At 39.6% G+C, this 12,494-nt stretch carries 11 protein-coding genes; 9 read left to right on the top strand and 2 right to left on the bottom strand.

Going from position 1 to position 12,494, the window contains the following annotated elements; all coding sequences use genetic code 11:
- Position 1 precedes the first annotated feature (1 nt).
- The 8 genes from JP39_RS09375 (at position 2) to JP39_RS09340 (ending at position 8,478) form a co-directional block, all read left to right on the top strand.
- A complete protein-coding gene (locus JP39_RS09375; RefSeq protein ID WP_041501473.1) occupies positions 2-1,429 on the top strand; it encodes an oligosaccharide flippase family protein in 1,428 nt (475 codons plus the stop codon).
- A complete protein-coding gene (locus JP39_RS09370; protein WP_048699362.1) occupies positions 1,413-2,369 on the top strand; it encodes an LCP family protein in 957 nt (318 codons plus the stop codon). The genes JP39_RS09375 and JP39_RS09370 overlap by 17 nt, the downstream gene beginning before the upstream one ends.
- Before the next feature lie 509 nt (positions 2,370-2,878).
- Entirely contained in the window at positions 2,879-3,745 is an 867-nt protein-coding gene (locus JP39_RS09365; protein WP_041501474.1) for a diguanylate cyclase domain-containing protein, read from the top strand.
- Positions 3,746-3,901: 156 nt separating this feature from the next.
- On the top strand, positions 3,902-5,200 hold the full coding sequence (locus tag JP39_RS09360) for a glycosyltransferase family 2 protein (protein ID WP_041501475.1): 1,299 nt from the start codon (positions 3,902-3,904) through the stop codon (positions 5,198-5,200).
- A gap of 14 nt (positions 5,201-5,214) precedes the next feature.
- Positions 5,215-6,381: a family 8 glycosyl hydrolase gene (locus JP39_RS09355; RefSeq protein ID WP_041501476.1), complete on the top strand. Its 1,167-nt coding sequence runs from the start codon at positions 5,215-5,217 to the stop codon at positions 6,379-6,381.
- Between the two features lie 112 nt (positions 6,382-6,493).
- Entirely contained in the window at positions 6,494-7,795 is a 1,302-nt protein-coding gene (locus JP39_RS09350) for a Y-family DNA polymerase (RefSeq protein WP_041501477.1), read from the top strand.
- Positions 7,788-8,108: a hypothetical protein gene (locus JP39_RS09345; protein ID WP_041501478.1), complete on the top strand. Its 321-nt coding sequence runs from the start codon at positions 7,788-7,790 to the stop codon at positions 8,106-8,108. Before JP39_RS09350 ends, JP39_RS09345 begins: the two co-directional genes overlap by 8 nt.
- Positions 8,101-8,478 (top strand): hypothetical protein, encoded by a 378-nt coding sequence (locus tag JP39_RS09340; protein WP_041501479.1) that lies wholly within the window; start codon positions 8,101-8,103, stop codon positions 8,476-8,478. The genes JP39_RS09345 and JP39_RS09340 overlap by 8 nt, the downstream gene beginning before the upstream one ends.
- Before the next feature lie 55 nt (positions 8,479-8,533).
- Here JP39_RS09340 and JP39_RS09335 read toward each other — a convergent pair whose 3' ends face one another.
- On the bottom strand, positions 8,534-8,893 hold the full coding sequence (locus JP39_RS09335) for an ArsR/SmtB family transcription factor (protein ID WP_048699360.1): 360 nt from the start codon (positions 8,891-8,893) through the stop codon (positions 8,534-8,536).
- Between the two features lie 131 nt (positions 8,894-9,024).
- On the opposite strand from JP39_RS09335, the gene JP39_RS09330 reads away from it, so the two are divergent.
- Complete coding sequence (locus tag JP39_RS09330) at positions 9,025-10,944, top strand: heavy metal translocating P-type ATPase (RefSeq protein WP_041501480.1); 1,920 nt, start codon at positions 9,025-9,027, stop codon at positions 10,942-10,944.
- A 132-nt stretch (positions 10,945-11,076) separates the two neighbouring features.
- Here JP39_RS09330 and JP39_RS09325 read toward each other — a convergent pair whose 3' ends face one another.
- Positions 11,077-12,414, bottom strand: coding sequence for an NCS2 family permease (locus JP39_RS09325; protein ID WP_041501481.1), 1,338 nt, complete (start codon positions 12,412-12,414; stop codon positions 11,077-11,079).
- Positions 12,415-12,494: the final 80 nt, after the last annotated feature.

Genomic DNA, 12,494 nt, shown 5'->3' with positions numbered 1-12,494 from the left:
TATGCGTGTTGTTAAAAACTATCTCTACAATGCTTCTTATCAAGTGTTTATTTTGATAGTGCCTTTAATAACGACTCCATATTTAGCTCGTGTTTTGGGTCCAAAAGGAGTGGGGATCAACGCATATACCAATTCTATCGTTCAATACTTTATCTTGTTTGGAAGTATCGGTGTCAGCTTGTATGGTAATCGCCAAATTGCTTTTGTCAGAGATAATCAAGCTAAATTGACCAAAACTTTCTACGAAATTTTTCTCTTGAGATTAGGGATGATTTTGTTAGCTTGTTTGGCTTTTGGACTGTTTATCCTCTTGACTCCGGAGTATAAAGTCTTTTACTTAGCACAAGCCGTATCACTATTGGCAGCAGCGTTTGATATTTCTTGGTTCTTCATGGGCGTGGAAAACTTTGCGGTGACAGTTCTCAGAAACCTAGTTATCAGAATTTTGACATTGATAAGTATTTTCATTTTTGTCAAAACGACCAATGACTTGGCGATTTATATTTTGATTTTGTCGCTGTCATTGTTACTAGGAAACTTGTTATTATTTCCCAGTTTGTCCAAATATTTAGGGAAAGTATCATTCAAGACATTGCAGTTAGGCAAGCACTTTTGGCCAGCGGCTGTCTTGTTTATTCCCCAAATTGCAACTCAGATTTATCTTGTTTTGAATAAAACTATGTTGGGTGCGATGACTTCAATCCAAGCAGCTGGTTATTTTGACCAGTCAGACAAGATGATCAAAGTAGTTTTGGCTGTTGTTACAGCGACCGGAACAGTGATGTTACCACACGTTGCCCATGCTTTTGCTAAAGGAGAACATGAGAAAACGCGTGAATGTCTGTATCAAAGTTTTGCCTTTGTAACGGCGTTATCCGTACCAATGACATTTGGTTTAGCGGCAGTTACTTCCAAATTTGTACCATTATTCTTCACCCAGCAATTCATCAGCGTAGTGCCGATTATGATGATTGAAGCGGTCGTTATCCTATTGATTGCTTGGAGCAATGCTTTAGGATTGCAGTATTTATTGCCAACGAAGCAGAATAAGGCCTTCACCATCTCGGTAGTAGTCGGCGCCATAGTTAATCTGATTGTCAATATTCCGTTAATTATGGCGTATGGTGCAGTCGGAGCGGCCATTGCCACAGTTATTTCCGAAGTGGCAGTGACCGGATACCAGTTGTGGAGTGTTCGTAAGCAAATTAGTTATCGCAAGCTTTTCACCGATATTCACAAGTATCTATTGGCAGGTTTGGGGATGTTTGGACTGGTTTATTGCTTGGACATCGTTTGGGCAGAAAATTGGTTGGCCTTAGCGGGCGAAATCTTAATAGGGATAGTATTTTATCTAATATTGTTAGTATTTTTGAAAGTCGAATTAGTGAATAAGTTGAGGGGAAAATTGAGACATGCAAAAGAAAACTAAAAGACACGTTTTGGGATATACCTTGATTATTTTCATTTTGTTTTTAATCTTTGGCGGAACTGCCTATGGTATGACCCGATATCGTGGTGTAAAGAAGGCGATTGACAGCACTTATCACGACTCAGGTGTGGTAAAGCAACGCAATGGTGCAGATCAGTTAAAAAATAAACGACCAATTTCAATTCTCCTAATGGGTACTGATACTGGGGCTTTGGGACGAAATGACCGTGGTCGGACAGATAGCATGATGGTTATAACGCTACAACCGAATAAACATAAGACGACAATTACGAGTATTCCTCGTGATACCGCAGTGAATATTCCAGGTTACGGTCGACCATCAAAAATAAATGCAGCTTATTCAATGGGACAGACAAAAATGGCCATTACAGCTGTGCAGAAACTTTTAAATATTCCAATTGATTTCTATATTTTGATCAATATGGGTGGTATGGAAAAAGTTATTGATGAGGTAAATGGGGTACAAGTTACGCCAACAATGGATTTTGAATACGAAGGTTACAGTTTCAAGAAAGACCATAAGACGTTGATGGACGGTAAAAAGGCTTTAGCTTATACACGTATGCGACATGAGGACCCTAATTTAGATTACGGCCGTCAATCGAGACAACGTGCAGTTCTAACAGCTTTGGTTTTGAAGAGTACATCAATGGCAACTTTGTTGAATCAGGACTTTGTGGATTCATTGTCAGATCAGACACAGACAGATATGACGTTTGAGGACTTCAAGAATATTACTCAGAAGTACCATCTAGCTCGTAAGGAAATCAGTCAAACTCATTTACAAGGTGAGAGTACTGAAATTGATGAGCAGGATATGGAAGTTGTGGATCAATATGAATTGCAACGAGTAACTGATCAAATTCGTGACAACTTAGGACTTGATCCAGCACCAACCGGAAATATTGAATATCGTTAAAAAAGAGATGTGATAATTTCACATCCCTTTTGTTTTTTTGAAATAATGCCGCCAGCGGATGCCCGTGATTTTTGCCTGCTATGAGGACCGGTCCGATCCAAAAGGCGGTCTCGAACCTCGATTTTGAGCTTCGCCAAGTGCGCGAATCTCAAAACTCGCCCTGTGGAGTAAGGGCTAAAGCCCCAACTCCACTACCACAGCAGGCAAAATCACGGGCATCCACTGGCTAGGTTATCTGTACGTTACTTATAATTACAATCAAATTTGAGAATGATTTAGGTATTGGTAAGACATGCTTAATTTATCTGTGTGTCTAAATAGTTGTAAATCTGCCAATTGGTGCTAGATTGATCACCATAAATAGAAATTATTTCCACGATATTTGTCTGTCAGTTATCTAAAAAAACTATAAAAATATTTTTGAAAAGAATTACAAAAAAGTGCACACAGCTATGTGAATTATAAGTAGAATGATGGGGAGATATCATGAATATATTGAGGAAGAACTTATGAAAGAAAAATCTGTTGATAATCTAATTTTTATCGGTATGGTTTTAATCTTGGTCTACCAATACACGTTACTTTATTTGAGTGTTATTGATGGATCGTGGATAAACTTTCTAATCGTATCGGGAGTATTTATCCTGGGACTGGTTTTGGGACATAGTACATATATTATTTTGGGCAGTGTCTTGTCGTTTGTTAGCATGTGTGCCGGCGGTTTTATGCTGGTGTTGCCATACACACGGATGATGTATTTTTGGCCAGCAATTGCTTTATTGACGATTACGCCGATAACAACTTATGGGATGTATCTGTTGTACCATCAGCTTTTGAAACGTAGAGCTTTGTCACAAGAGTTGGAACAGTTGCAGCAAAATAAGCCTGATTTGGAATTCGTAACCGGGGCTCTGAATGAGCGTGCCTTGAATATTGCGGTGGCTCGAGAATTGAAATTGGTTTTCTACCATGAAGAAGATTATCGTTTCACTTTGACGATGGTTAAAATCGACTTTTTGGAAAGTATTATTAATTTCTTAGGCAAGCAACGGTTCAATGAGTTGTTACGAACAACTGCGGAACATTTGATGGGGATGTTATTTACGACTGATAGTCTTTACTATATTGGGACTGGTCGGTTCGTAATTCTCTCGCCAATGTTGGGGACAGATAACGCCCCAATCATGAAAAAGAAGATTAAAGACCATATCGATGACATTGCTGAAAAGTTTGGTTTAGCCCGTAATGCCTTGGTATTGCGGATGGGACAAATTACGTACTCGTCACAAGATAGGGTTAAGAACCGTAACGTTGAAGATACGCTGGCACAATTAGAGCGTAGCGCTGAGACTGATATTGTTAAAGAATACTTATAGGAAGTGATCAAATGGGATTAGGAAGTTTTGCATGGCTCTTTCCGGTTAGTTTGATCGTGACAATTTCGTTTGGCATCGTCGTATTGGTGTTGTCAATTTGCTGGTGGATAATTTTTAAAAAGACTATCCGCTGCTTCAATACGGAGGACAAACGTCATGATTGATTGGTTATATGTCATCGCAATTATCACGATTTGGCTGTCGATTGTTATGACTATCGTGACTATTAGTGGTGGCGTTATCTTTATTTTTAAGCACATGCAGCATACCGATATTGATAATTTGCCACCTTTGAAACGCTATCCGAAAGTAACGCTTGTCGTACCAGCTCACAATGAGGAACTTGTTATTCAAGATACCGTTAAAGCTATTTTGAATTTAAATTATCCCAAGGATAGAGTTGAATTGCTAGTTTATGCCGATAATTGTAACGATAAAACGGCGAACCGAGTTCGAGAATTAATGGCGATGTCGGTGTATTTCAACAATAATTTCCGAGTGATTGAACGGACTGGTAGCGGTGGAAAAGCTGGCGTTCTAAACGATGCGCTGAAAATTTCAACCGGTGAATACTTGGGCGTATATGACGCTGATGCAGCACCAGAAAAGAATGCGCTGTATTTCTTGATTCAAAAAGTTTTGGAAAATCCCGAGCGTTATGCGGCTGCCTTTGGTCGTAATAAGACCCGGAACTATCAACAGAATTTTTTGTCACGTTGTATTAATTTGGAAATCGTTAATACGCAAAGAATTCAACATACTGGCTTGTGGCAATTATTTAAGATTGGCCGAATTCCCGGTACTAACTTTATTATTAATAAAAAAATCGTTCAGTCGATTGGCGGCTGGAATAATGGCGCTCTGACTGAGGATACAGCTATTTCCTTTAGTTTGATGCGAGCAGGAAAGTTGATTGCTTTGGCTCATAGGGCAGAGGCTTTTCAACAGGAACCGGAAACATTATTTGCTTACTACAATCAACGGAAACGTTGGGCTCGTGGTAACTACGAGGTTATTTTAGATAATATGAAACACTTATTTGATAAAACACCTTGGCGGATTAAATTGGAAGTTGGTTACTATCTGTGTACTTTCTTCTGGTTCAATGCGGCCATCATTATTTCGAATGTGATTTTTCTGATTAACATTGGCTTGGGTGGCATTCGAACGATTTTTCCACAGATGCATCAATTAGTTTCACTAGGGGCACCGTTGTCAGTGTTATTCATGATTAACTGGCTGTTGATGTTCTTCTTGTATTTGTTGCAAATGAACATTGCTTTGGCCAGCGATTATGGTCAAGCGACAGTAACAAACTTTTTTTACACACTAATTTCGTACTTTACGTATGCACAACTCTTTGTGGTCGTCTCAATCGTGGCAATTTACGACATGTTGCGGGACAAGCTAACTGGGAAAAAGCAGACGAAGTGGTATAAGACTCAGAGATTTTGATGGAGGCTGGCAAAATGAAACGTCATAAGTATCAATGGATGATCAGTGGCCTAATTATTTTGGTCGCCTTGGCAATTGGTATAGCAATATACAATACTTATTCGCCTCGTAGTACGTCCAGCGTTAGTACTGCAGTCGTGAAAGACCACTATAAGATTTGGAAGAAAGCCTATTTACGAGGCAACAAGCAACAAGAATTTGTCAAAACTAATAATAAGAATTCTAAAGATCAGACACTTTCTGAAGCACAGGGTTATGGGATGTTGATTACAGTTATGGCGGCTCAACAAGATTTTGGCAGTCAAAAAACATTTAACCAGTTGACCCGTTACTATGTAAGACATCAAATTAGTTCTGACAATCCACTGATGGCTTGGCGTCAAAATCATAAAGGGATTGCCATGACCAGCACCAAGGAAGAAAAAACTAGTGCAACCGACGGCGATTTAGATATTGCTTATGCTTTGATTTTGGCAGACGAACGTTGGGGCAGTAAGGGTGAAATTAAGTACAATCGTTTGGCTAAAAAGTTATTAACGACGATTAAGAAAAAAGAAATTAATCCTACGACTAAATTGCCAAAAGTTGGTGACTGGGCAACTGGTCCAAAGTCTGCAACAGTGGTACGGACGTCAGATTTAATGACAGCTTATTTCCGTAAATTTGCCAGCTATACCAATGATGGCAGTTGGACTAAAGTCGCTCAGAACAGTCAGATAGTTTTGAAGAGGTTGAGTGATCAGCAAGAGACAGGTTTAATGGCCGATTTTGTAACAGTTACAGGCTCGAAGTTGAAGACTGGCAAGATTGGTGCTAAAGAAGTGGCCTCAGAACATGACAATCAGTATGGTTTCAATGCGTGTCGAGTTCCTTGGCGGGTGGCATATGATTATCAGATATACCACAGTCAAAGTAGTAAGCAAATTGCCAGAAAGATGTGCAGATTTTTCGCTGATCAGAAGCAAATTACGGCCATCTATAAATTGAATGGTGATCCAGTTGGAGACTACACGAATGCGGCTTTCACAACACCGGTAGCTTATGCAGCACAAGTCGTTGCTAATCCAGAGTTAAAAGTTCGTTATACTAAGGTTTTGACGGGGAAGATGTCGACAAAAGACTACTATCCGGCAACCATTCAAATGGCAACTCTTTTAGCAAGTAGCAGTATTGGAAAATAAAAACAGTAATCCAAATCGGGTTACTGTTTTTATTATTCTAAAATTAGTTATTGACAAGTCAGAACGTATGTTCGTATAATGAACTTGCAAACAAAATAGGAGGTGTAAAGCGATGGATTACAGCAAAGAACCACATGGTGTTTTCTTTTTGATTGATAATAAATCGTTTTATGCCAGTGTTGAGGCAACTATGCGTGGTCTCAATCCTCTGAAAGAATTATTAGTTGTAATGAGTGAGGCTGACAACACCAATGGCGGCTTGGTACTTGCCACTTCACCGATGGCTAAGAAAATCTTTCATCTCCAAGCAAATGTTTCTCGTCAACGTAACCTACCACAAGATCCACGTTTGATTGTTGTCCCACCACGGATGAACCTCTATATCAAACGGAATTTACAAATAAATAATATCTTTCGAGAATTTGCGGCTGAGTGTGATGTTTGGCCATACTCGATTGATGAATCGATTCTTGATATGACTAAATCATGGCATCTGTTCGGCAACAGTCCTAGAGAGGTAGCACGTTTAATTCAAAAAACTATTCGTAAGCGTTTAGGTTTGTATACCACAGTGGGTATCGGTGACAATCCAGTGCAGGCAAAGATTGCCTTAGACATTTATGCTAAGCATGACCCTGAATTAATGGGAGAAATTCATTATGAAACAGTTCCCGAAAAGATTTGGACTATTAAAAATATGACTGACGTCTGGAGTATTGCCAAACGAACCGAGAAACGGCTCAACCGTTTGGGAATCCACTCTATGAAGGAATTAGCCTTTACCAATCCGTTTTATTTGAAACAAGAACTAGGATTAATCGGTGAACAAATTTTTGCGATTGCCTGGGGAATTGATCGAACACGTTTGTCAGACAATATTGCCCCAAAGAATCACAGCATTGGCAACTCACAAGTCTTACCAAGGGACTATTTCCAAAAGTCCGAGATTGAAACAGTCATCAAAGAGATGGGCCAACAAGTTGCCTCACGCTTGCGGCATCATCATAAGCAGACCGGCTGTCTATATTTAAGCGTGACATATGCCTATGCAGCGCGTGTTGAAGGTGAACGTGGCGGCTTCAGCGTTGCTAGTAATCTAAATCATACCGATAATGACCGTGATATAGCAGAAGTTTTGATTGCCTTATTTGAGAATTATTGGCAAGGACAACCGGTTCGTAATTTGGCAGTGTATACGTCCAAACTGGTCAATAAGGAAGCTCAACAACTGAATTTCTTCACGCCTGTTAAGCAACAATGCCAAGCAGAAGACAAACTATCTATCATCGATGAGATTCGAGCTAGGTATGGATTTGAGTCGATAGTATATGCGAATAGTTTATTGAAAGGGGGCACTGCAATCCATCGGGCTACTTTAGTTGGCGGTCACAATGGCGGCAATGCCTATGAATAAAGACTTAAGAATTATTCTTGAACGTATCAAGCAAAACTTTACGCGAAAAAGAGATACCGAGTATTATTTGCAAGTGGTCAATGACTACTATGACCAGACGTATAATTTCTTTATCAACATCCGACCACGTGGCAAAAGACTTCATTCGATTCCCCTACACACAGTTGAAGATTATCGGTTGTCATATTTGGAAAAAATAATTGATAAAATTATGGAACAATATAAATTTTCAATCACGTATGATGGATTTGTAGGGCAGAAATGGCCCGAGAAACAAGAATTAATACAGAAAAGACGGCATAAAGATGAATAGTAAATACGAATACGATTCTGAAACTGTCCAATCGTTTTTTGATAATTATTATCACGATCGCGGCAAAATGAAGTGGCAAGGGTTTTATCTATCAGACCACACAGCGGCTTTGAATCGACAAATGAAACAAATACAGCATCATAATAAATTACGACAAGAACAATCGGATGCAGAAATAACCAAGTTTTTGATGCAATCATTCACATACAATCAAATAGTTAAAGTGCAACTCAATGTTTGCGATACGGATAATCAAGTTGAAGCAGATTTAACCGGAGAAGTTAGCGGTTATAATGATGACTTGTTCTATTTGGATAATGGTAAGACATTTCATTTAGGGGATGTTCGCAATGTGGAAGTTGTTGCTTAGGGTAGGGGAACCTACCTTTTTTTGCGCAAAAAAAAACTACCAATCTCTTGGCAGTCTAAAAGTCATTCTCATCTTCAATAATATGTTCTTGCGTCTGCTTAAAAATAGTGATGATGTGCTGATCACTCAAACGGTAGTGAATGTTACGTCCTCGTCTCGCGTTAGAAACAAGATTGAGTTGTTTTAAAATACTCAATTGATGGGAGATTGAAGATTGGCTCATATCAAGGGTGTCCGCAATCTCACCAACACTTAATGGTGTTTTTGCTAAGGCAAGAATTATTTTTACCCGTGTCATATCGCCGAAGGCTTTAAAAATATTGACCATGGCATCGAGGTCATCGTCATTAGGAAGATTTTCTTTTAAATTATGCAAAGCTGCTTGATGTTCTGCTTCAAAATTTTGTTCTGGCATAAATTGTCCTCTTGTCAAATAAGGTTAGATTAGGTTGAAATTCATTACGACCTATTATATTATAATTTATATATGAATGATTGCTCATATATTCAGATGAGCATGTAAACCCTTTCAAGGAGGATAGCTCGATGAAATTATACGATGTCCAAACTGATTATAAAGTTAAAAAAATACGCAAACGTATTAAAAATGAATTAAGCAAAGAAACTAAGTTAACCATTATTCGTTTGTTAATTTCTTTCATTCTACTACTAGTTGGCTCCAGTAGGCTGTTGCCAGCACCAATTAATGCGGGATTTTTTATTCTGGCATATCTAGTGATTGGCGCTAGAATCGTCTATACAGCTGTTAAAAATATTTTTCATGGTGAAATTTTTGACGAGAATTTTTTAATGAGTATCGCTACGATTGGGGCAATTATTCTTGGAGAGTATCCGGAAGCAATTGCCGTAATGTTGTTTTACGAGTTGGGAAACGTCTTTGAAGATGTTGCCGTCAACCGTTCGAAAAAATCAATTTCGGCATTATTGGAAGTTAAACCAGCTTTTGCCACATTAAAGTTGGATGATAAAACTAGGGTAGTCAATCCCAGTGAAGTTCAAATTGGCCAGATTATTTTAGTTAAACCGGGTGAAAAGATTCCGCTTGATGGGACAGTTGTCTTAGGACAATCATCCGTTGATACATCAGCTTTGACCGGTGAATCGATGCCACAAAATATCAAAGTGGGCGACCAAGCATTGAGTGGTTCAATCAACCAAAATGGGACGCTTCAAATCAAGGTAAGCAAGGTTTACAGTGATTCGACAGTTGCTAAAATTTTGGATCTGGTTCAAAATGCCAGCAGTAAAAAGACTGATACGGAAAAATTCATCACGAAATTTGCCAAGATTTACACGCCAATTGTTGTTGGTTTAGCTGCAGCGTTGGCAATCTTACCACCACTTGTAATGCATGGTGCTTGGGATGTCTGGGTTTATCGTTCACTGATTTTCCTAGTGATTTCGTGTCCGTGTGCGTTGGTTATCTCGGTGCCATTGAGTTTCTTCGGTGGAATTGGGGCAGCCTCGAAACAAGGTATCTTGGTCAAAGGTAGTAATTATTTAGAAGCTTTGAACAATGTTGATACGGTGGCTTTTGACAAAACTGGGACTTTGACTAAAGGTAAGTTCTCGGTTATTCAAGTTACACCGACAGCTGATGTTACTAAAGATGAACTATTGCAGATGGCAGCCAGTGTCGAAAAGAATTCGACGCATCCGATTGCTGCATCAATTTTGAATGCTTATACAGGAAAAATTTTGCCAATTGATTCATCAGAAGAACAAGCTGGGCATGGTTTGAGTGCTGAAGTTGCCGGTCAGACTGTGGTTGTCGGTAATGCCAAAGCTATGCGAGCTAATGGCGTCGAATTTATTGAAGCACAGTCGGTTGGGACGATTGTTTACGTTGCTGTAGCGGGTAAGTTCTGGGGTGATATCGTGATTGCAGACGAACCTAAAAAAGACGCTGCCGAAGCTATTCGATTGTTGAATAATCGTGGTATTAAAAAGACAGTTATGTTGACGGGTGACAACGAAAAAGTTGGTACGACGATTGCAGATAAATTAAAGATGAGCGCCGTATATACGAATTTATTACCCGAAAATAAAGTTGAAATCGTCAATAATCTTTTGAAAACATCGCATAAAAATAACAAGAGTGTAGCTTTCGTGGGTGATGGTATCAACGATACGCCCGTTTTAGCTACTGCTGATGTCGGATTTGCAATGGGTGGATTGGGATCAGACGCCGCCGTTGAAGCAGCCGATATTGTTATCATGGGTGATGAGCCCTCCAAAGTTGCACGTGCAATGAAGATTGCCAAACGAACTCGCCAAATTGTTACGCAAAATATTTCCTTTGCTTTGACGATTAAGATTTTATTCTTACTCTTAGGAGCCTTGGGAATGGTCAATATGTGGCAGGCAGTGTTCGCGGACGTTGGTGTGACGATTATTGCTGTGCTAAATGCCATTAGATTACAATTTATTAATTTTGAAGATTAGAGAGTGGGACAGAACATGGTCAACTTTCGAGCATTAAGGCAAATAGGGACTACAATCCAAAAATCGGATTGTAGTCCCTATTTGTTTTAAGCGGAAAAATTTATGTTTTGTTCCAAGTTTATGATGACATCGCTATTTAGCTGGCAAAATATTGATTGTATATAGCAAGATAATAAAGATAAAGAAGAGAATGTACATAATTGGCGTAATTTCTTTTCTACGACCTGCGGCCCACATTGTTAGAGGGTAGAAGAGAATCCCGAATGCGAAACCATAAGAAATGTTATAAGTTAGCGGCATACCAACGATTGTCAGAAAAGCTGGCATGGCAATTTCAAATTTACTCCAGTCGATTTCTTTCATCGCTTGAGCCATTAAAATTCCGACGATTATCAAAACTGGTGCGGTAACGTTGGAAGTAACGACGCTCAAGAGTGGTGAGAAGAACATTGCTAAAGCAAACATGATACTGACGACCAATGATGTTAAACCCGTTCGGCCACCGATTGCGATACCTGCGGATGATTCCACGTAAGCTGATGTAGGCGTTGTTCCCATGACTGCACCACCGACCATGGAAATTGAATCTGCCATCAAAGCACGACCGATACGAGGCATTTTGTTGTCTTTCATAAATCCAGCTTGTTCAGCCAAACCAATCAAAGTCCCAGCAGTATCAAAGAATGCGACTAACAGAAAGACTAGAACGACTGCCCAAAGTTGTGGATTAGCGAGATCAGGCAAGTGGGCAATTCCGACTCCAAAGGTTGGTTTCATGCTTGGAATCGTGGAAATAATTTGTTTTGGCAAAGGAATTAATTTGGTAAATAGTCCCAAGATGGTTGTTAATACCATACCGATAAAAATTGAGCCAGGGACTTTTTTAGCCATCAAGAGGCCAGTAACGATTAATCCGAAAATTGTTAGCCAAGTTGTGGGAACAGTCAATGAACCCATTTCGACTAAAGTTGATTTGCTGGCGACAACTAGGCCACCACCTTGTAAACCAACGAACGCAATGAACAGTCCGATACCAGCTGCCATCGCAAGTTTTAAGTCGCGAGGAATTGAATCAATCACTATTTCACGTAATTTTAAAACGGAGATTAACAGGAATAAAATACTGGAAGCAAAAACTCCAGCCATTGCAGTTTGCCAAGGAATTCCCATGGCTAAAACAACTGAGTAGGTGAAGAACGCGTTGTCACCAAGTCCTGGCGCAATCGCAATTGGATAGTTGGCTAGAAATGCCATTAATATGGATCCTAGAATTGCCGACAGGGCAGTTGCCGTGAAAACAGCACCTTTGTCCATACCAGCAGCCCCTAATACCTGCGGGTTGACGAAAAGGATGTAAGCCATGGATACGAAAGTTGTTAGGCCTGCTAAGACTTCACGTCGAATTGTTGTATTAGCTTCTTTGAGATGGAAAACTTTTTCAATAAAGCTGAGATTTGCATCAGATTGCACGATAATAACCCCCTAATTTATCTAAAGGCTGCCGCCGGAGGCTGACAGTGATTTTTGCTCGCTATGGGACCGGCTCGAGC

The sequence above is a fragment of the Companilactobacillus heilongjiangensis genome, from assembly GCF_000831645.3.
Taxonomy (GTDB): Bacteria; Bacillota; Bacilli; order Lactobacillales; family Lactobacillaceae; genus Companilactobacillus; species Companilactobacillus heilongjiangensis.
Note: the sequence above shows the minus strand (reverse complement) of the source record. Positions and strands in the feature narration are given on the sequence as shown.

Coding starts and splice junctions, on each gene's coding strand:
- JP39_RS09375 (WP_041501473.1), top strand. CDS start 2: ATGCGTGTTGTTAAAAACTATCTCTACAATGCTTCTTATCAAGTGTTT.
- JP39_RS09370 (WP_048699362.1), top strand. CDS start 1,413: ATGCAAAAGAAAACTAAAAGACACGTTTTGGGATATACCTTGATTATT.
- JP39_RS09365 (WP_041501474.1), top strand. CDS start 2,879: ATGAAAGAAAAATCTGTTGATAATCTAATTTTTATCGGTATGGTTTTA.
- JP39_RS09360 (WP_041501475.1), top strand. CDS start 3,902: ATGATTGATTGGTTATATGTCATCGCAATTATCACGATTTGGCTGTCG.
- JP39_RS09355 (WP_041501476.1), top strand. CDS start 5,215: ATGAAACGTCATAAGTATCAATGGATGATCAGTGGCCTAATTATTTTG.
- JP39_RS09350 (WP_041501477.1), top strand. CDS start 6,494: ATGGATTACAGCAAAGAACCACATGGTGTTTTCTTTTTGATTGATAAT.
- JP39_RS09345 (WP_041501478.1), top strand. CDS start 7,788: ATGAATAAAGACTTAAGAATTATTCTTGAACGTATCAAGCAAAACTTT.
- JP39_RS09340 (WP_041501479.1), top strand. CDS start 8,101: ATGAATAGTAAATACGAATACGATTCTGAAACTGTCCAATCGTTTTTT.
- JP39_RS09335 (WP_048699360.1), bottom strand. CDS start 8,893: ATGCCAGAACAAAATTTTGAAGCAGAACATCAAGCAGCTTTGCATAAT.
- JP39_RS09330 (WP_041501480.1), top strand. CDS start 9,025: ATGAAATTATACGATGTCCAAACTGATTATAAAGTTAAAAAAATACGC.